Source organism: Holdemania sp. 1001302B_160321_E10, from assembly GCF_015552275.1.
Lineage (GTDB): Bacteria > Bacillota_I > Bacilli_A > Erysipelotrichales > Erysipelotrichaceae > Holdemania.
Map to the genome: position 1 here is coordinate 1 of NZ_JADNEM010000045.1, position 19,214 is coordinate 19,214.

The window sequence follows — 19,214 nt, forward strand, 5'->3', positions numbered from 1 at the left end:
GCAGCAAGCGCCGTGCTTATGTCACCGATAGCTGCGGTGATTGCTTTGTTCTGCACCGGATTCGCACTTGTTTCAGATAAGGCCAAATCAACGCGAACGCCACCCAAAAAAGAATCGGTTGCTTGTTTAAGATACAAACCATTCTCATCTACTTCTAATCCTGCGCCTCCAACCTGGTCTCGATTCAATTTAATTCTTAATCCTGCGTTGTCTTGCTCATTAATAATTCCGCCGCGCGGATCGATGGATTCAAATTGATAACCAATAAATTTGGTATAAAGCTTCCCATCCTTTCCGATTCCTACGGCTTCGGTCTGTTCTGCGGTTTTGGAAGTACCGATAATTCCACCCCGCCCGTTATTGGTTGCAAATTTGACATGAACGCCATTAGTAGATAAGGTTAATCCAGAACTTCCACTCGCCGTTTCCGCGGGTTTAATCCCTAATCCAGCGTCTGTATTTTGTAAACCACCGTTCGGGTTGATCGTGACTTCTGTTTCTGGCATGTCCCGCCACTCCGCTCCACCATTTCCAGTGCTGACGATGATCTGCCCTATTTCGCCTCCCGGCGGCACTCCTGCACCGGATGGGCCAGCTGGGCCTTGCGGGCCGGCTTCACCTGTGTCACCCTTTGGGCCTTGCGGCCCGGTTAAGCCTTGTGGGCCAGTTGCACCCGTGTCTCCCTTCGGACCTTGCGGACCAATCGGGCCAACATTTCCACGCGGGATGGTAAACTTAAACACCGGGTTCGTGCCGGTTCCTGTGTTTTCGACCTTGGCCTCTGTTCCTGGCTCGCCGGTCACGGCTGTTGCTGAGATTGTGATCCCCTCGGCAGACAGGTAAGACTGTACAAAAGCAGAGACTTGCTGCTGCCAGATATCTTCTGGCGGAAGTGTTACAGACGAGCCCGGCGCACCGACGATAGTCAGATGCAGCGGATGGGTCACGATTAGCTCTGTCCCGTTGGTCAGCGCTAAGCTGATAACTATGATCCCGTCCTGCTTGAAGCACTCAGAAGGGATGGTCAGGACGCCCTCAAGCACTGCGACGCTGGCATTGAGATAGTCCCCAGTCGATGTCGGATACCCAAGCTGTGCCGTAACTGAATAGTCGGTGTAGCTGCCGTCCTTCTGAACACCCAGTTGAATATTCGCAGAATGCTGCGCCGGAAGAATCCCGATATCGCTGCTAAGCGTCAGGCCCTGCTGGGTAATCGTTCCGAGTTTCATCTTTTTTCTCCTCCTTCATTTTTTCGACTTGGTTCTGCAGCTGGATGTGAACGGTATCAAGAACAAGCTCACAAACCTCCAACGTAAGACCACTGTCATTGATCGCTTTCACAATATCAAACTTTAGCTTTTCGATTCTTTGCTTCAATTCAGTCATCGTTTAAACCTCCCCACACAAGACCATTTCACCATTAATCGACTTCCAAACGCAGCGTCTGGCAACACCGCCAGAATGGATGACAACATAGTAATTCTGACTAACTAAGTTCAACGAATTATTCCCGAAAACAGTCAGATTCCCACCAGTGTCCGTATATACCTGCGATGTGCCGCCTGTATTGGAACTGATCGTAAACGTTCCATTTTCTTTGAAATAAATTCCGCATTTTTGATTGCCGTTAGAATCATAATTTGTAATGTTTAAGAATGTATTTCCGCCATCACATCCCATTACAAAAGAATTAGCTGCATTTTTTGTTCCTGGTACATAGTTCCATAAATTTATATCACTTTTTGATCCTGCTGTTGAAAGTTGGATCGAATTGACCTCTTTTCCGTCGTCTTTGTTGTCTAAACGGATCGCGTTCCAATCGCCCTGGGAAATCATGTCGATCGCATTAGCATCTTGATCCTTCGTTGATCTATTCGTCAAATAAAACAGCGAATTATTCGCACTGCGATACATTAATATTTGATTTGCGAGTGTATTTGACGCTCCGCGATTTTCTGCTCTAAACTCTCCGGATGTATTAAAGTTGATCTTTCCCGATCCTGTGAACTGAATCCCGGCATTGTCTGGCGTAGTATCGGCAAGTACATGTGTTCCGTCGGGATCACCGAACACGATGGACGGGCCGATGATCTGCGCGTCGTAGGCCTGAAGGCCTTCATTGTCCATCTGAATGACCAGGTTGCCCTCTGCATCGTACACGTGGCAGACGCCGTCGCCATTTCGGACGCCGCCCAATGTCAGGGTACCGCCCTTGATGACATTGGCCTGCATGGTGCCGGTGGTAATGAAATCGGCCACGATGCTGCCATCCTGCGTGATGGCTGTCTGGTATGGTCCGTTATAGCCGTTTGAACTGTACCCCAGGCCGCCCTGGTTCCAGCGCCAGACCTTGGTGGCTGTGGACATATCCGGGGTGTCCATGATTAGCAGCTCATAAGGCTGTCCGGCGGCGTTTTGGTGAAGGATGACGTATCCGCCATTTGTGCCTGCGATCCAGCCCGTGGCATTGTTGATGGCATTGTTCATCGTTGCCCAGAAAGCACTGTTTGGATTTTTGATCTCGTTTCTGATCGACTGGACTTGATTCTGGATCTTCGGTGCGGTCGCCGACAGAGTAACCATGTTCTTTTCAGGGTAGAAAGGATACCGCCAGTACTCTACAACCTGATAAAGGACGCTGATTCCCTTTACATCGTCGATCAGCCGAATGACAGAAAACAGACTAAAGTCCTGAAATCCGTACAGTTCCGGATTGGTGGCCGCCAGATCGTAAACGGTACATTCATACGACCGGGAAGGCACGCCAGCCTCGTTTACAGACGTCTGTGCGTCCTCCAGCAGACTCGCCGGGTCAGTATAGCGATCATCGCTCCAGTACGCGCAGATGATCTTGTCGGTGTAGGTGTTACAGTCCACATAGGGCTTTCCGTCGTTAATATCTGCGAAGGTCATGCCATCCTTGCCATAGGCATACAAACGCGTATAGAAACCCGAGCTCTTGCCCTTGTAGTTGACCTCCGTCATGTTCAGGTCCCTGGTAGCAAATGCCCCCAGGGACTGGAACTGGCTGAGCCGGTAGGCTGTGACCCGTTTCCTTTTGACGTCGTATCGGAAGACAACCCCGAACACGTTGGCAGCCTCCGTGATGACCTCCAGCGGCGTGTAGTTGCCCTCGATAGTGCGTCGGATCGTACTCAGGCTGGAGTCGACAAACTGCCAGTTGGCAGGCAGAACGCCGTCGACGGTCTCTGTCAGCGTCGCGCTGCCGTTACTGTAGTTGATCAGCATGGTGGCCTTCAGCTCGTCCAGGTCCAACTGACACTTGACCTTAGCCGTGTCCTTGCCAGCGTCAATCGCCTTGATCAGGTACGGCTGTTCATAGAAGACCACCGCTTCTTCGACGACGGCGCTGTAGTTCTCGTCGTAGATAGACAGGTTGAAGACCAGCTCATCCACCCCACTGGCCATCTCTTTGATGTAAAAGTCATCCGTGTTTAATATCAGACTGCCAAGTCGCAGCAACTCGGCCACCTCCTTCTTTTTTCTTCGCTCATTTGTTCGTTAAAAGTAGGCCGGGTAGTACTCCACCGTGAGCGGATCGGCGCAGTCAATCGCATTGAGCCCCGGGGAAAGGGATGGCAAGACCGTCCATTCTGCCAGCTCCGCAGCGGGTGCACCGTTGGCAAGGATCCGCTTGTTGATACCATCCACAACCAGCACCTGCCCGGATGTGACGCTCGGAAAGACCACCGGCCCGATCTGATAGTTTTTTCCCGTTTTGCCGACCGTGACCGTCAGGATGCAGTCTGTCCAAGGCAGAGTACTCTCACAGAAAAGGGTGTTTGCGTGAACTGTCCTCTTGCGACCGTGTCGGACACCGATGAAGACATATTCGCTCTCGATCAGGTCCGGGTGAATGTAGGTGGTCTCGCCAATCTCGGAAAGATAAGCAGTGAACAATTGCCCGTCGTCCATCTCCAGTTCCACCTTTCCAGAGAAAGCCAAGGCCTCGAATCGGTCCTTGTTGACCGTTACCGGCTTTTTATCGAAGACGATCGGGACGACGATCTCTTTGAATCCTGTTGTGTGGTTCAGCAGAACGAAGGTTGACCGCTTCCGGCCCATGAACGCCGAAGAATCGACCTCGTAGCCGCCGACCGTGTAGTCCATCGTTAAATGAGCCCCGAAGATGGCCACATCTTGTTCGTTTATCTTCATCAGTTCATATCCTCCCAGGGCAACTGCTCGCCCATCCACCATGCAGTGGCTCTTGCTACCTCCCGACCATCCATCGATAGCGGGACGTTGATCTGAATCGGCCGCTGCGGCCCTCCTCCGTAGCTGGTGGAGTCCAGTGCAGCGACGCCGCCGATGCCTCGTACCTTCTGTGCTTCCTCAGCCGTCAGGACCATCTCGCCCTTATCCAAAAAGGCTGGGAAGAAGTCGCCAGGGACGTAATCGATACCACCCTTTAAGCGCGGCAAGGTCACATGGCCGATGTTCGGGATCGCTGGGATGCCGATCTTTCCGGTCAGTGAGTTGACCCCATTGATCATACCGTTGATCAGGTCAATGGCTCCATTAATGACGGATTCGAGGATCGTCGGAACCTGATTGATGATCCCACGGAAGATGTCTTTGATCCCATTCCAAGCGCGATCCCAGTCTCCTGTAAACACTCCAGCAATGAAATCGATGATCCCGCCAAAGATGGTCTTTAAGTTCTCGGCGATCCCGCCGATCAGGGTGGCTGCTGTTTGGAACACTTGCCCAACCGCGTCGAATGTCGTTTGCCAGACTGGCATGAGCACCTGCGTTAAAAAGTCGACGACCGGCTGCATGTAAGTGAGGATAACGCCGATAGTCTCGCCGATGACCTGAGCCGCTGCCCCGAAGATAGTGGCGATCGTCTCGCCCAACATCGTGATAACTGGCGTCAGCGTTTCAGCGATCATGATAATCAGCGGCGTCAGTGCCGCAAGGATCGCACCGATTGGCTCCGCCAGGGACGCAACGATAGAAACGATAGGCTCCAGCACCGCCTCCAAGATCGGCAGGACGCCCTCGGCCAGCTCAGAGATAAGCGGAATGAACGCTTCACCAAGAGGAATCGCCAGCAGCTCAAACTGTCGGGAAAGTGTTTCCAGCATCGATCCTAGGTCGTCGTAGCGGACGTCTTGAATCTGTTCCATACCATCAGCAGTCTCGTAAGCGCTGTCCTCAATATCGCCCAACGCCTGGACTGCTTCGTCGCCCAAATCCTCCCACATGGTCCCAAACAGGTCAACACCGGCCTGATTTTTGGTCAACGGATCCTGAAGTTTGTTCAAGGCCGCCATGGTTTCCTGGAAGGCCTGCTTTGCCGTATCACCTCCGGCCGCGAACTTGGCGGCCATCGCATCGGCGTCCAGCCCCAATAGCTGGAATCCTTCTTTCGTTGAATCTGAACCGTCAACCACTCGAATGGCCAGCTCTTTGACGGCGTCGCCGATCTTATCCAGGTTAAATGCACCAGAGTCAGCGCCTGCCTGGAAGATCGCGAACATCTCCTCCGCGCCTAGACCTACCTTGCTAAACTGAACAGAATATTCGCTAATATTGTCAAGTAGCTCGCCTGAGTAGTCCAGACCATTCTGTGCGCCTGTGGCTATCAGGTTGAAGGCTTTTTCAGAGTCAATTCCGAAGTTGTCCATCATCGCCTTCGCGGATCTGGTACTTTCGGCGATGTCGTAGCCGAAGACATCAGCCAGGGCGTAGGCGTCCTCCGTGACCTTTTCGAGGGCGGACTGGTCCATGTCGCCGAGATTCTGTGTGACCTTAGCAATGGAGTTGGCCACGTCCTCGAACGATTCCCCATAGCCGGCCGCATAGACACTTTTCAGAGCTTCCTCGTACTTGCCCATTTCCTCTGTACTCACGCCGGTTGCGGCCTGCATCTGACCGACGGCGGTGGAGTAGTCGGCCGCTACGTCAATGACCTTGGCCCCCAGATCGATCACCGCATCAGCGGCGGCGGCCATAGCGTTGCCGATAGCCACCTGCATGGCTCCGGACTTATCGCCAGCACCTTTGAACGATTCGCCCATCTCATTTGTGGACTGCTCGACGTCGTCTGCGGCCTTCTGGGCCTGATCCGAAAGAGTATCTCCCAGATCGGTCTTTTTTATATCTTTTTCTGCTTCTTTGATGTCTTGGGTTAGGCCATCTGTATCTATAGTTGCCTTATAGACGACCTCACCCACTTCGTTGCTTGGCAAAATTAACCACCTCCTTTTGCCATGGATTGAAGAGTACGGAAGATCTTCTGCAGGCCGTTCTGCATGCTCTCTTCCTCATCTCCTTCCTCCGGTTTGAGCCGCCATAGGGTCTTCATGCGGATCAGTTGCTGGACCTGTTTGGCGTTGTTCTTATTCATAGCCGGGATCGGCTGAGCTCGGACGCTCATGACCTTGCTCAGGCGTGTGTCCTCCGGTAGTGCTGAGAACAGTGCCACAAACTCGGTGAAGTGCATCTTTCCACGCTCTGCGTGCAGGTCTATCCCGTATGCCTGCCGGAAGGCTGCGTAAATGAGAAAGGCGTCTTGCGTAAAGCTGAAAAAGGCATCCTGCACCCTCTTTTCTGAGCTGCCCAATTTCTCCATCGTTTCCGTGACGATCGCCGCCGACACACGCAGCGGATAACGTTTACCGGTTAGCAATTCTGCCGCCGTGAACACGTAGTCCTCAATCGTGATCGCCTTGTTTCTCTGCAGATCGATGATCTGGATCACCACGTCGAACGAAGGCCAGACCTTCACCCTACGGCCGCCCACCTCAACCTCGTGGAGGTAGTCGGAGTATAGGTCCCTCATCGGTTAAAGAAGTGGCGGCGACGCGTCCTTTTTGCGGCTTCCTTGCTGCTAGCCAAGATCTTCGGGTACAGAACTTCAAGGATAAACGGCATGACGTCCATCACCATTGCCAGCATGTCTTCCTCATAAAAGTGCATCAGGCTCTGGGTGTTGTTTACGCCCAGAACGGTTTCCAACATTCTCAGAGTCGCGTCCCCCAGTTCTTCGGCCAACCGGACGTCATTTGGACTCATTTTCGCCTTTTTCTGCAGGTCTCTGACTTCTACCAGTTCGACGGATGCCTTTCTGGCAATCACCATTGGGTTGATGATCACGTTGATGACCAACTCGTTTCCCTGGCTGTCTGTAAACCTCGCTTGCTCCTTGATGGTTTCTGTCTTTTTTACCTCATACATAAGTCGTACCTCCTTCAATTCAAAAAAAGAGCCCCAACCGGGGCTCAATTATTCTTTTGTTGTGACTGTAGTCTTTCCAGTAGCAACAACGACGCTCGTCGCTGTATTAACCATAGCCACGACGACATTGTCACCGGATGGGATTGTATAGTCTCCAGGCACAAAATCGTTCCAGCCGGTCAGCACCTGGCCAACGGTGGCTTCTGGCGCTATTTTGCCGTAAGACCAAACGTATTTACAGCCCGCGGACGCTTCCGCAGGCGTAACGCTCAGCGCAGTATCACCAGTCGCAGTACCTGCAACACTCTGAACAGTCAGCGTCGTTACTGGCGTGACGGTAGACAGAGTTGGCTTTCCATTGAATCGCACTTCAAAAGAAATCGGAGAGATGTCAGTAGTTGCGCCGCCGATGTCTGTGACATTTGCGATCGTAACAGGACAGGTGATCTGCTGAATCGTTCCATCTGCCTGTCCCTGTGACAGTCTAAAGTTAGTATTTCGTTCAGCCATCAGCCCAAATTTGCGGGCTCCGTTGAAAATCCAGTCCTGAGCTGGGTCGCCGATGATCCGACGACCAGTACAAGTATATGCCGGTGCTTGCCCGGTGACGTAGTTAGTTGCGTAGCCCTTCTGAGCAAAGAAAAAGTATTGCTGTACAACTTCGTTCAGCGCCTCGGCGATGTTTTCGACTCCTTCGCCAAACGTAGCCCACGTGCGGCTTTCGCCGTTCGGCGTGATGTCAAGTTCTGCCTGGATCGCATGCGCGACCTGTGCAAAGTTATCAGGCATTTGTTTTCACTCCTCTCATGTAAAAAAGCACCCGGAGGCTGGATCCATAAATCCAATTCCGGTTTTCTTCTCTTCCCAGCAACTGCGGAGCTGCTGAGGTTGTTATTGAGTATATCTGCCAGTCGTCCGAAAATGGGAGTACCTTGGAAGTGGTTAGGACCAGGTGAACTCGGTCCATCTCTTCCACCAGCTTCTGCTGGTCAGCGCTTTTCCCGTTAAACACGATTGGCAGCGTGTAGTTGGCATTCAGTGTCCGAAATGTCTCGATCGGTGCGCCTCCTGCATAGCCTACCGCGTAGCCTTCCTCTGGCGGCATTGATCCGACCACGACTGGCATGCTGACCAGCTGCTGAACCATTGTCCGAACGACATTCATGACTTCATTAATCATTGTTCTTTCATCCTTTGCGCAAAGGCATTCTGGGCTGCCTTTTCCCAGTTTTTCCCGTTCACCGCCTGCGCTACTTCAACCCATAGCTTCCCGGTACCTGGGGTGGTGTAGTTGCGGACCTTATGAGTCCCGTCGGCTCGGATGCCGAAGTACTGATACCCGGCGTAGACTTTACGCCAGACAAGATCGCGGCTCCCTTTCTCCGGCGCTTCAACCCTTCCAGATTTAACCAGAAGGTGCTCTCCGTCGTCCGGGATGAGGTCTGAGCAATCGGTCATCATTTGTTCGGCCACAGCGGCTGCGGAAAAGTCTGCGGCGCGATCAATGAAACGCTTCCAGGCGGCCGTGTTCGTCTTGATCTTCATCATCAGACCAGCCCCAGCTCGATGTGGTGAACCCGGGTTGCTGGAATGTCCGGCACTGGGTCTACGGTCAGCACTTCGAACTCCCCGACCGTCTGGCCGGAGGCATTCTGAACGATCGCCCGCATAGGACGGCCAGCAGTCAGACTCTGATCCGCTAAGCTGTCATAGTCCAGCACCGGCGTTGATCGGGTGTTATCGATGAACAGGATAGATCTTAGGACGATTTCGGTGTTATCCTTACTTTTTTTCACCTCATTTGTGTTTTGAAGGTGGACACGGCTGACGGTGTACTCCTGCCACGTTGCCTTCTGCCAGGCGTCAACGCCAGTGCAGACCTTAATCGTCACCAAGTCCCGTAGTAAGGCGGCTGGTAAGGGTCTAAGCATCGGATCCTCCTTTCCATCAGTCCTGTCTGTTCAAGGAAGGTAACGGCCAACGGGCTGATCATCATCTGGGCCGCCGTCTGAGCCCCGCCCGAGGCTCCCGCGCCGTCAATGTGGACTTTCCCCACTGTATAACCGGCGCCAGTCTGACCGCTCAGGACAGTCTCGATCCCTCCGTTCTGGATGAAGTAAAGGACTTGTGCAGCGGTTGCCTTTGCGACCAGCTGCTGGACCAGCGGCGGGAAGACGTTAAGCCCTCCCGCTTGGATGATCCTGTACTGCGTGATTGAATCGATCAGATCGCTCGCCTGACTGGCATAGACTGGGAAGTCCGCTTCACTGATGGTTGGCTGGCCATACAGTTCGGCGTATTCTTCGAGGGTGATGTAAGCCATTCGGCTCACCTCCTCCCACTAGGAACCAACGACGGCAGCAACAGCCGACGCAGCGACTGCTGCGTTGTTTTTCGTTTTATTGACAAGAGCGACGACGATGTATTGGGAATCAGCTGTGGTGATTGCCGATCCGTTCTGAATCGGTGTCCAGCCTGACGTCAAACTTTCTCCATAAGCCGGCAGCGGTGTAGCAGCCGCCTGGCTCTTAGCCACATACTGCATACCAAACGGCGCAGCCGGCAGGCCGTTGATCACGGTCAGTGTCGAGGACGATCCGGCCGAAGTGGAGAACTGAACAGAACCCAACGACGGAAGCGCCGCCAGGTTAGCCAGAATGCCAGTTTTGCGGTTGTTCAGGACAAAAACATCATAGTAGTAGCGTTCGTAATAAAGCCACTTGCCCTTGCTCTGCGCTGTCGGGGCGCTCATCATCGACACATCATAGACAACCGGCGCAGCGATGGCCAGCGGGTCGTACATAACCATATTGACCTGACTCGCACCAGACGCAGCGACCCAGCCCTGCGTGAAGTCATAGGTGCTCATCATGATGTCACTCGGAACCTCAGCGATCAGAACACCATCCAGCTTGCCAACATTGCGGTCAATATTCCGGATCCCCGTGTCCGCTTCAACAAAACGAGTGATACCGGCGGCCTCTTTCAGCAGCTTGTAGGTACTCGGTGTCATTTTTACGCGGATTCGATCTCGCGGTACGCGATTGTCAACCATGTAGGCCAGATAGGTATCCCAAGTTTCTAAAATGTTATCTTTGGTCATAGAAGTATTGTCCACCGTACCAAAGCTGGAGGCTGCTTCGTAGAGTTGAGCAACCGCATAAGCATCCTGTTCAGGCATTTTTTGAAACTGATTGAAGGTCTGCGTAATGTTCGCAATCGTAACGATCGCATCCTCTCTCATATCCATCGGATCCACCAAAGTGTCCCATTCGCGATCCATCCGCATCTTCAGGATCTGCTGATCTGTGTTGAAATTGCGGGTAAATTTGCCGTCAAGATTGTCACGATCAACGGAACGTGCGCCAGACACGGTCATTCCCTGCACCGCAATGGCCTTGCCCCCCAGCGGCTTGTAGGTTGCACTATTCGGGGATCCGTACAGATCCGAAAAATAAGACCAATACGGATACGCATTGGCCATGGCTTTGCTATATTCTGTAGTGTAATTCAAAGTCTGTTGATTAGATTCAGACATTTCTTAGTCTCCTTTCTTGCCAAAGCCCCAGACGCTCTCGAAGGTGTTCTTCTGCGTGCCCTTCGGCATGCCGCCTGCGACGTCTGCGCCGAACCTCGGCGCGACTTTTCCCGGATCTTCCTCCGGGACGAAGTACTCTTCGTAGTCCTTAGCAATCTTCGCCATCTGTTCTTTAACGGGTTCCGCTTTTTCATCGCGATTAATCAGCTTGTAAACAGCTTCGCGGAACTTCGGCTTGACGCCGGCATAGTCTTCGGAACCCAGCGCGCGCAGCATGTCGCGTTCGCCGACTACCTTCAGGTACTCTTCATTAGTTGACAGATCAACGTCTGGCTTGTGGTCCTTCAGTGCCTTGTCCACCTCATCCTGCAGTGATGAACGTGGGATATAGTCAGCCGCCAGTGCCCGGCCAGATTCTGTCATGATGTAGTCGATCTGATCGGCAGTCAGTCCCTTGCCTTCCAGATCCTTTCGTTTAAAAAGTGCCATTTCTTTTTTCCGTCCTTTCTTTACCGCCCCCAGACGTGGGGCGACACGGGCCTTTACCGTCCATCCGCTGGACGCGTTGCCGCTTAACCCTGCGGCGGGAGATGCGGATCACCTCCTAATCGTCGTCATCGTGTCTTTCGCCGCCGCTGCCCAGCGCACCAGCCAGCTTGTAGTCGGCTTCCTTGTTCAGCCAGTACTCGCACTCTTGCAGCCTGTTGGCCACGCTTGCCGGGACGATGCCCTCTGCGCTCTGCATCAGCCCCGCAGTGCTGCGGAAGGCTTCGCGGGTAATGGAATAGGTTTCTTTTCTTTCTCGCTTCACAGCAGGCAAAACATCGCGCTGAAACAGCAGAATAGCGTCCGCGATGGTTGGTTCAGTAAACCCCAGCGCGATCCCAGCCTCGATCAGGTCGTCGGTGAGCTCAGCCAGCTTCTCCTGTACATCATCCAGGTACCCGTGAACCTCGAACCATCCCTCACCGCTTACGCCGTGATGAAGAACGGCCAGATTGCACTGCAGGACCTTCAGGAAGGCCAGCATCCGTTGAAACTCGTTCACCCTCTTTTCTTCCTCCTTTCTCCCGTCTTACCTGGAGATTTGTGTACTCTTCAGGCGTAAAAAAAAGGCCGCACTTTTCGCAGCGCACGCCTTCGCGGGTTCCTATAAATTCATGTTGACAGCTCAAAATTAGTCCTCCTTTCAAGCGCAAAAAAGCCGCCTATTGCAGGTGGCTTACTCTTCAATTTAAATTTTCAATCAATACCACATGACCACACGCTCAGTACGTTTATCTCCAGCTTTTGCCATACGTACCAACTCGCGCCGTGCATGACTTGCAGACATCCCATACTCATAGCCTGGCGCTCTATCAATGTGTTTCACTTCTTCGGTTAAAAGATCAATAACCAAAAAACCAGGATCGGTCGAATCCTCCGGGTAATAATAAGCGGACGCTTCACTTTCGCTTATCTTTATTTGCTTTAAGGTTACCATAGTACGCATCCGCCTCCTTTTCATAACTATATTTACGGCTTGTCACGATATGAGCCTCTCGTTGACTCATCCCCTGATCCATCAATTCTTTTTCCATGATTTCATGCTTGATCAAGGTCAAATCATGTGGCTCTGGTTTACCTTCCGTCAGTCGTTGCCACGACTGCGCTATCGCACAGTCAGGTGCGAACCTTTCAGCTTTTTCGCCACCCAGATCATGCTCGTCAAAAAACAAATACTGCTTTATTGCCCGTATCTGTTTCTGCGTGTTCCCAGTGGTTTTTGCAACCTTAGCCACATCCGTTTTCATACTTCTCACAAGCCCATAATAACGCTCCGCATGTTGCTGTGCTTCTTTACTGTCGATATCAACTATTCGCGCTCCGCTAATTGCCTTCAGAGCATCATCACTCTGCTTTTTTATGCGAGCTGCCTGTGCTATCACATCTTTAGTATAGCCTTCCACCTGCGTCCTATCAAGTCTCTTTTTGCGCCCAGCAGCTTTGGCGAACTGATTATAGACTGCCTGTGCTTCTCTTACTTTCTTACTCTGCGCCGCAAACTCATCATCTAGTCCCGCCGCCTTGTAAGCCAGAGCCTTCCGCTTGGCTTCTCGGACGTCTCTTTCGAGCGCTCTCATTTTCTGCAGCTCGGCGTACTCCTTGTTGTTGGCTTCTTTGTCTTGAATCTGTTTATCCTGTGGAAAGCTCACACCTGGAATGACCGGCAGGGGTCTATGCCCACAGTTGATTCCGAATAAACCAGCCGGCTTTCCGTAACTTGTCGAGCTGATCGGCTTGTAGCTGTGCCGCTTGCCGTCACCGTCTGTGAAGGTGCCACTTTCACTGCTCCAGGTGAAAAACTTGCCCTGATACGGATAGCACAAAGGCCGTGCCCCGGAATGACTGCTGACCTGGAAAATGTCGCTGTGATATTCCTTCTGTCTAGCTTTCACTGATTCGATCATCGTGTTGTGGGACGTCGTCCGGACGACCATGCCCATGTAGGCCTCCGGCGTCCAGTGCCGCCCTGCACGGTCAACAAAGCCGTAGATGCCTTTTTCAGACAGCTGCGTGATCGCTTTTTTCATGACCTGCTGCCGGGTTTCGCTGCCGATGACTTGGCCCATCGCTGCGTCGTTAACGACGTTGATCGCTTCTTCAACCTGCCCAGAGTCCAGCTCATATTCTGCCCAGTTCACGACGTTATTGATCGCCGACAAATAGGCCGCCTGTGAGCTCTCCAGCATGGTCGTGTTGGTCAGGTTTGCATCATCCAACGCCTGCTGGGAAAGCTGATCCAGCATCTCCCTCGTGTAGGTTTCCGGCGCTCGTTCGATTGCTCCGCTGGCGATCGCTTCTTCGATCAGTTTGTCAATGTCGTCCAGCGATGCCTTCGAGGCGTCGTTCAATGCGTTTTTTATCAATACCGGCAAGCTATTCAAAGCGTCCTTGATGATCTTTGCATTCTCTTCTGTGAGTTTGCCCATCTCCTTCAGCTTATTCAACTCCCAGTCGGCCGTGCGGATAGCGTTACCGCTTCCCAGGTGTTTCGCAATGTTCTCAACCAGCCGCTCAACACATTCAGCATAGGCCCTCTCAATCGGCGCAGACAGTGCAAACTGCAGCAGTTTCGGATCGACAGCCACTATTCAGTCCCGCCCATCTCCAAAACGTCCAAGAAGTCGCCGGAGACGCTCTTCTCGTCGCCGATCTCCTTCAGTTCCCGCACGGCTTCATCTTCTGTGTAGCCCAGCTTGTCAACAAGGAAACGCTTTTTGCTCATCAGACCGTTGGTGACTAGGGTGATCCCCTCGTTAATGTTGGTCTGGCGGTCCTGCAAGATCGAATCATCAAATACAACCTTGCTCTCCCATCCCTGATCAGCCAGGCTCTGGATCTTATACCCTTCCCAACTCAGCCCGTACAGGCCGGCCACTTCAATGATGGCGTCAACCACTTGATTGATAGCTAACTTGACCTGTAACTGATGGCTCTTGATAGTCTTGTAAGTCTTACTGTTCTCACTGATAACTTCTGTGGCCGTCTTCAGCCCCTGCGCTCGATCAAAGGTAAAAGTCCCTGCACTGAATCCGACCTGCAAGCAGAGGATGGACAAGAAGGCGTTAATCGCTGCGACGTGTTCATCGACCCGCAGCTCGACGCTATTGTCAGTGATCTTCAGATCTTCTGAATTGTCCGTGTGCAGTGCTTCGTAGGTCTCGTCGGATGCGTCAAAATATCTGACCATCTCTTGGGTCTGTGGATTGATGACCGTCCGGATGCACTGCGCCGGAACGATGATTCGCTTCTTACCAAGCCTGAATTCTCGAATAAATGAGTCGTAGCAAATATCCAGCGCCTTCAGCGTACTCAGTGCATTGGCATAAATCGACACACCCAAAGGGCTGTTGTCGTCGATGTTGTTAGCCACTGCCGTGCGGTAGTAAGCAAACAGGCTTGCGCTGATGCCCTGTACTGACGTTTCCTCATTCAGAAACGGATAGATCTGTTCCAGCGGATAGCGGAACCCCAGAACGTCCTGCGGTTCCACATTGCCCTGGTTCTCCATGATCTCTGTCCGATACAGCTCATTTGTAATCCAGTAGGTCAGCCCGTCCCACTTATGCCACTCCAGGCGGGTATAGTAGTAGCCGTCCTTTGCTTGGCGGCTGATGAACACGCCATCCGTAACTCTGGCGTTGTCCCATCCAGTCGGGACAAACTGATCGGCCATGCAGAACCCTAACCGAATCTGGCCCGAATTGGGGACCGGGTTGCCGTTGCTGTCCCTTTTCTCGTCATACCAGACCTTGATCGCCCCGCCGCCCAATGCCAGCGATTGTTCAATGTGCTCCTGCATCTTCTGCCAGAAATTGTTCTTCGCTAGAACATCATGAACAAATTCGTTAAGAGGCTGATTCTCTCCGTCTCCCTGGGTTACATGAACCTCACACTGTTCAGACCAGATCAACCCAGCCAGTTCAGCGCAGACAGCCTTTGCGGTGTCCATCCTCTCAATGTCTCGCTCATGCCTCGGTTCAGCAATCGTCGGCGCAGCGATTCGGTGCCAGGGCTTATAGTAGCCTTTATAGATGTACTTCCAGACAAAGATCCCGAAATAATAGAACTGATTGAAGGCGGGTACGCCACCGATCTCAAAAACGTCTTTGAATTCCTTTGACAAGCCTGTGTCAGCTGCTGTTTTCTGCATCCAGTTTCTCACCTTCTTTTTTATCTTTTCAAGCATAAATTTCACCCTCTTTACAGGATATAGTTCTTATAAAAATAATTCGCACTGTACCTGCAATCATCCATGGCATGGTTGTAAGCGTCCACGGGTTTTCCTCGTTCATCAACGCAGTACATGCCTATCTCTCGCAGAAAATCGGCATGACTGTATCGGCTGGACTCTACAAGAAAAAAACGTCCATCTGATATGGCGCTCTGCAAGTACTCAATGCCTACCCGAATGCCTTTGGAGGTCCCGCGGATGTCGCGTGCGTTGTTGTCTGCCTGATCGGTGAACACGCCGAACAGCTCCAATTCTTTCCTCAGCGCTTTGCACGCCGGGTCGATCTTCCAGCAGCTTTCCCGCAGGCCGAACTGGTTGCGGCACCACGGCGCAAACTCCTCAGCCAGCTCCCGCGCCTGCACGCTCATGGCCTTCTGGGCTCCGTCGTAGTACCAATTAGCCACCCGCAGCAGTTTCCATTTACCATTATGCTGAACTATCAAGTTGCAGCTGACGGATGTGGCGTCAGTCAGACCGCCATCACCTGAGAAAAACATCTCGGCGATCCTGGCATCCTTCGGAATGCTCTGCAGGATGTGGCGGGTCGGATCGAACATAGAGTAGATGACGCCCTCCGGGATAACCCGCATCCCGTACCAGTCGCGCTGCAGCAGGTACCGGTTTTTGCTCAGCGTCTCGAACAGCTCTTGCTTGCGCTCGTCGGTGAGCGCCGGATTGTCTTGCGGCGTCCAGTGCGTCCAGCGTGTGTCCTGGACCTCAAAGACCTCGCTGATCACCGGATGGTTCGGCGATGGCGGGTTCAGGTCGGCGATGTGCCAGCGCTTCTTGGCCGCCATCGTTCGCCTAAAGGCTTCTTGGATGGCGTTCATGTGTAGCAGGTTGATTTCACAGAAGAACACACTGCCGAAACTCATACCGGTGAAGCTCTTGTGACTGTCTGCCTTGCCGCCGCCCTTGTAGTAGATCCGCTTGTCTCCCTTCGGAGTTCTCAGCAGCATGTGGTCTCCGTAGTCATCATGGTGCATGGACCAGAGTCCGGGAAAAATGGCCATCAGCCCCAGACCATCACAGTCCATAACCAGTTTGAACGCTTGCTCTTGATTGTAGGCCAAGATTAGGTGGTTTTGATCTGGGGTGTCCCAGTAGTAGAGGGCAGCCCTTGCGACAGCTGCCGTCGTTTTACCTGAGCGGGGAGTTAAGTGCCCTCTTCAACTTCTAAGCACCGGTCAAACGGTGCAGCGATTAACGCTCTTTGTTTATCGCTGAATTCAAGCTTCATGAGGGCCAACCACCTCCCATCCAGTCCGCGACTTAAAGCGCCTGCTCTTTATGTTTCTAACCGTTTTTTCGTTGCATCCGATAAACGCCGCGGCTTCTTTAATACATGAAAAAAGCCTTTTTTCTCCACTGTTTCTGTTAAGTAGATAAAAAGGCTTTTTGAGTGTATCGGCGTTTTTCATCAGTTGCTGATAATTGATTGATTGAAGGCCAATCTTGTACGCGTGCTTTTGGTTTTCTGATTGCGTGCACCATTCCAGGTTGTTCGCGTTGTTGTTTTTCCGATTCCCGTCTTTATGGTTCACTTGGTTTTTTTCTGTCGTTCTACCACTTACAAAAGCAGCAGCAACAAGTCGATGAACCAAAAAACTTTTTTGCGGTTCTCCGTTTCTTCGCAGCCCTACACTGAGGTAGCGCCTGCCTCTGGTGTGCATTATGTTTCCTTTGCTGTTTTTCACTCTTCCGCGATCACTGACAAAGTAGTTATATCCGTCTACCTTTTCCCATCTCTCAATCACTTTTTTCTTTTCCTCCATCTCCTTGTGCTGCCTTCACAATGGACTCGAATAGGCTGGTGTCTCGTTCGCCTGCGCCTGCCTTTTCCTCGGCCACCTTGATGCGCAGTTCTTGCTCGCGCTTGTCGAGATCTGTCTGCGGCCGATCGCGCCAGCCTTGATAGTTGTTGACCAGGGAGAACCGCGCCCCATTGAAACCTTCCTTGTCAAATAATCGGCGCTCTGTGTACTCTTCCACTCTGCTCTTGGCTAATGTAATGACTTCTTGAAACTCTTTCCGGTATTGATAATTAAGCAGCGCCTGTCGAGACGTAAACCCCAGCGCCAGCGCCAGCCCTGTAACGGTCGGCGGATGTGCTCCAACGATGACCAGCCTGCCCCACTTGTCAAGGACGGCCTGCCCGTTATCGTCGATCAACGGCGTCCCCTCGCAGTCTTTGAAGTACTGGTCAATAAGTCCTGTGATCTCGTCAGGGCTTGTATATTTAGGTTTCGGCCCCAAATAGGTCCGCTTCGCTTTCGACATCTCTCGCCTCCTTGCCTGAACGAAAAAAGGGACGCCCCTTTAGGCATCCCTCGCATTTTTTTACGATATCATTATAGCACGTCAACCCCCGGGATTCGTCCCATTTTTCAAAGAAATCAAGGATCTGCAAATTTCTCCGTTCATCATACGGTAAAAAGAAGATCGGGAATAGCCTGAAGAATACGCAGCTTTTTCAGCATCTGCCCCAAGAATCAGAACACTAATAATTAAACTGCGCTTTTGACCATCTTTCATGCGATCCAATACCTCATCCACCCAGGTGATGCGCAGGATGGTAGATTCAAGCTCCTTCTGCTTTCGATCTCGTTCATCAATAAGTCGCAACTTTTTATCCATGTATGGATCCGCTGCATTCTCCAGGACCACATCTTTAACCGGCGGGGAACTCACGCTAACGATCTTCCCTCGCAATTCTTCAATTTCTTCTTCAAGTTGTACCTTCAAGCGCTGTAGATAGATGTAACTTCGTGCCTCGCTCTTGAAGTAAACCAGCTGTTCTTTTATCTGCATCATTCTCCCTCTCTTTTATCATTGCGCGGGCGCGTCGTAGCGTCAACCGGTTGAAGCATGAACTTAAGCAGTGCATCAGAATCACAACAGATTCCGTTCATTTCACACGCCAAACAATCACCTGCGAAATAACATTCGTTAGCGTTGGCAATCGTAAGACAAATTCCTTCTATGTATTTTTCAATATTCTTCATTCTCTGCACCTCCCAGAGCCACTCACACGCGGTTTTTTCTTTTTCCTAGTAAGATTACCTTTTTCGCAAAAATTCCGCTAGAATCGTTGTTTCCGGCCGCCACAATTCATTTCTGCGCATTCAGCTGCTCGCAGCTTGCGCCTGAGTCGTGCCAGATGTCGCTGCAGGTCTCTTTTGCGCATCGGCGACATCGTGTTGGCTATTTGTTGTTTGGTGGCCAGGATGGCCGCCTGGAGCTCAGAGGCGGCCATCAACGGTCACCTCCGATCCGGTCGATCAATAGCACAACCGCAACAAATACGACGGCAAGCAGCGCGGGGATCATTGGCCATCGCTCCAATCCAGCGCTTGCCCACAATGTCTGCAAACCAAATCTCCATCAAACGGATGTACTCTTCCGCCACATTTAGGGCAGCGGTATATCGTTACAATTGTTGGATAATCGTCTATAAATTCAGCGGTTGCCGTTTCTTCGTTGGGCTTCATGGACGTCACTCTGTCTACCAGCACTTGCAAAACGTCGCTGGTAAACCCTGCAGTTTTAGTTAGCATATCAAGCTCTCTCTGATATTCATTCATCGCTTATCTCCTTTCTCCGTCCCTTTTTAGGGCTCCGGATGTTCGTCGTTTTGCTGATGAGATTCAGTTTCTTTTTCATCTCGTCCTCCAATACCCAAGACTGGCTGCC

The 19,214-nt window shown here is 52.0% G+C and carries 22 protein-coding genes and 2 pseudogenes; all 24 read right to left on the reverse strand.

From position 1 onward, the window contains the following. Window positions 1-1,229: pseudogene (locus I2D94_RS18610) on the reverse strand (hypothetical protein); the annotation flags it as partial. Beyond that, a complete protein-coding gene (locus I2D94_RS16840) occupies window positions 1,189-1,386 on the reverse strand; it encodes a hypothetical protein (RefSeq protein ID WP_195397732.1) in 198 nt (65 codons plus the stop codon). The gene I2D94_RS16840 and the pseudogene I2D94_RS18610, both read right to left, overlap by 41 nt. 3 nt (window positions 1,387-1,389) lie before the next feature. Next, the gene (locus I2D94_RS16845; protein ID WP_195397733.1) at window positions 1,390-3,483 is read right to left on the reverse strand and encodes a phage tail protein; all 2,094 of its coding nucleotides are present in this window, start codon (window positions 3,481-3,483) and stop codon (window positions 1,390-1,392) included. Between the two features lie 39 nt (window positions 3,484-3,522). Further along, on the reverse strand, window positions 3,523-4,179 hold the full coding sequence (locus tag I2D94_RS16850; RefSeq protein ID WP_195397734.1) for a hypothetical protein: 657 nt from the start codon (window positions 4,177-4,179) through the stop codon (window positions 3,523-3,525). Further along, window positions 4,179-6,218, reverse strand: a complete 2,040-nt coding sequence (locus I2D94_RS16855; RefSeq protein WP_195397735.1) for a phage tail tape measure protein — start codon at window positions 6,216-6,218, stop codon at window positions 4,179-4,181. The genes I2D94_RS16850 and I2D94_RS16855 overlap by 1 nt, the downstream gene beginning before the upstream one ends. 2 nt (window positions 6,219-6,220) lie before the next feature. Continuing rightward, window positions 6,221-6,811 carry a Gp15 family bacteriophage protein gene (locus I2D94_RS16860; protein ID WP_229056933.1) on the reverse strand — a complete coding sequence of 197 codons (591 nt, stop codon included), beginning with the start codon at window positions 6,809-6,811 and terminating at the stop codon, window positions 6,221-6,223. Next, the gene (locus I2D94_RS16865; protein WP_195397737.1) at window positions 6,808-7,206 is read right to left on the reverse strand and encodes a hypothetical protein; all 399 of its coding nucleotides are present in this window, start codon (window positions 7,204-7,206) and stop codon (window positions 6,808-6,810) included. The genes I2D94_RS16860 and I2D94_RS16865 overlap by 4 nt, the downstream gene beginning before the upstream one ends. Before the next feature lie 48 nt (window positions 7,207-7,254). After that, window positions 7,255-7,995 (reverse strand): phage tail tube protein, encoded by a 741-nt coding sequence (locus tag I2D94_RS16870; RefSeq protein ID WP_195397738.1) that lies wholly within the window; start codon window positions 7,993-7,995, stop codon window positions 7,255-7,257. Continuing rightward, on the reverse strand, window positions 7,988-8,386 hold the full coding sequence (locus I2D94_RS16875; protein WP_195397739.1) for a hypothetical protein: 399 nt from the start codon (window positions 8,384-8,386) through the stop codon (window positions 7,988-7,990). Before I2D94_RS16875 ends, I2D94_RS16870 begins: the two co-directional genes overlap by 8 nt. Continuing rightward, the gene (locus I2D94_RS16880; RefSeq protein WP_195397740.1) at window positions 8,383-8,754 is read right to left on the reverse strand and encodes a minor capsid protein; all 372 of its coding nucleotides are present in this window, start codon (window positions 8,752-8,754) and stop codon (window positions 8,383-8,385) included. Before I2D94_RS16880 ends, I2D94_RS16875 begins: the two co-directional genes overlap by 4 nt. Then, complete coding sequence (locus I2D94_RS16885) at window positions 8,754-9,137, reverse strand: hypothetical protein (protein ID WP_229056934.1); 384 nt, start codon at window positions 9,135-9,137, stop codon at window positions 8,754-8,756. Before I2D94_RS16885 ends, I2D94_RS16880 begins: the two co-directional genes overlap by 1 nt. Next, window positions 9,095-9,529 (reverse strand): hypothetical protein, encoded by a 435-nt coding sequence (locus I2D94_RS16890; RefSeq protein ID WP_195397753.1) that lies wholly within the window; start codon window positions 9,527-9,529, stop codon window positions 9,095-9,097. Before I2D94_RS16890 ends, I2D94_RS16885 begins: the two co-directional genes overlap by 43 nt. Window positions 9,530-9,547: 18 nt before the next feature. Continuing rightward, window positions 9,548-10,456 carry a hypothetical protein gene (locus tag I2D94_RS16895; protein WP_229056935.1) on the reverse strand — a complete coding sequence of 303 codons (909 nt, stop codon included), beginning with the start codon at window positions 10,454-10,456 and terminating at the stop codon, window positions 9,548-9,550. Between the two features lie 291 nt (window positions 10,457-10,747). Continuing rightward, window positions 10,748-11,233 carry a hypothetical protein gene (locus tag I2D94_RS16900; RefSeq protein ID WP_195397742.1) on the reverse strand — a complete coding sequence of 162 codons (486 nt, stop codon included), beginning with the start codon at window positions 11,231-11,233 and terminating at the stop codon, window positions 10,748-10,750. A 115-nt stretch (window positions 11,234-11,348) separates the two neighbouring features. Further along, window positions 11,349-11,792 (reverse strand): hypothetical protein, encoded by a 444-nt coding sequence (locus I2D94_RS16905; protein ID WP_195397743.1) that lies wholly within the window; start codon window positions 11,790-11,792, stop codon window positions 11,349-11,351. Between the two features lie 198 nt (window positions 11,793-11,990). Next, window positions 11,991-12,227 (reverse strand): hypothetical protein, encoded by a 237-nt coding sequence (locus I2D94_RS16910; RefSeq protein WP_195397744.1) that lies wholly within the window; start codon window positions 12,225-12,227, stop codon window positions 11,991-11,993. Then, a complete protein-coding gene (locus tag I2D94_RS16915; RefSeq protein ID WP_195397745.1) occupies window positions 12,190-13,875 on the reverse strand; it encodes a phage minor capsid protein in 1,686 nt (561 codons plus the stop codon). The genes I2D94_RS16910 and I2D94_RS16915 overlap by 38 nt, the downstream gene beginning before the upstream one ends. Further along, on the reverse strand, window positions 13,875-15,476 hold the full coding sequence (locus tag I2D94_RS16920) for a phage portal protein (protein WP_195397746.1): 1,602 nt from the start codon (window positions 15,474-15,476) through the stop codon (window positions 13,875-13,877). The genes I2D94_RS16915 and I2D94_RS16920 overlap by 1 nt, the downstream gene beginning before the upstream one ends. Before the next feature lie 14 nt (window positions 15,477-15,490). Next, window positions 15,491-16,615, reverse strand: a pseudogene (locus I2D94_RS16925) (PBSX family phage terminase large subunit); the annotation flags it as partial. A 135-nt stretch (window positions 16,616-16,750) separates the two neighbouring features. After that, entirely contained in the window at window positions 16,751-17,296 is a 546-nt protein-coding gene (locus I2D94_RS16930; protein ID WP_195397747.1) for an HNH endonuclease, read from the reverse strand. Then, entirely contained in the window at window positions 17,271-17,801 is a 531-nt protein-coding gene (locus tag I2D94_RS16935) for a terminase small subunit (protein ID WP_195397748.1), read from the reverse strand. Before I2D94_RS16935 ends, I2D94_RS16930 begins: the two co-directional genes overlap by 26 nt. Before the next feature lie 81 nt (window positions 17,802-17,882). Beyond that, the gene (locus I2D94_RS16940; protein ID WP_195397749.1) at window positions 17,883-18,335 is read right to left on the reverse strand and encodes a hypothetical protein; all 453 of its coding nucleotides are present in this window, start codon (window positions 18,333-18,335) and stop codon (window positions 17,883-17,885) included. Further along, entirely contained in the window at window positions 18,332-18,526 is a 195-nt protein-coding gene (locus I2D94_RS16945; RefSeq protein ID WP_195397750.1) for a hypothetical protein, read from the reverse strand. The genes I2D94_RS16940 and I2D94_RS16945 overlap by 4 nt, the downstream gene beginning before the upstream one ends. 321 nt (window positions 18,527-18,847) lie before the next feature. Next, entirely contained in the window at window positions 18,848-19,105 is a 258-nt protein-coding gene (locus tag I2D94_RS16950) for a hypothetical protein (protein WP_195397751.1), read from the reverse strand. Between the last annotated feature and the right edge of the window lie 109 nt (window positions 19,106-19,214).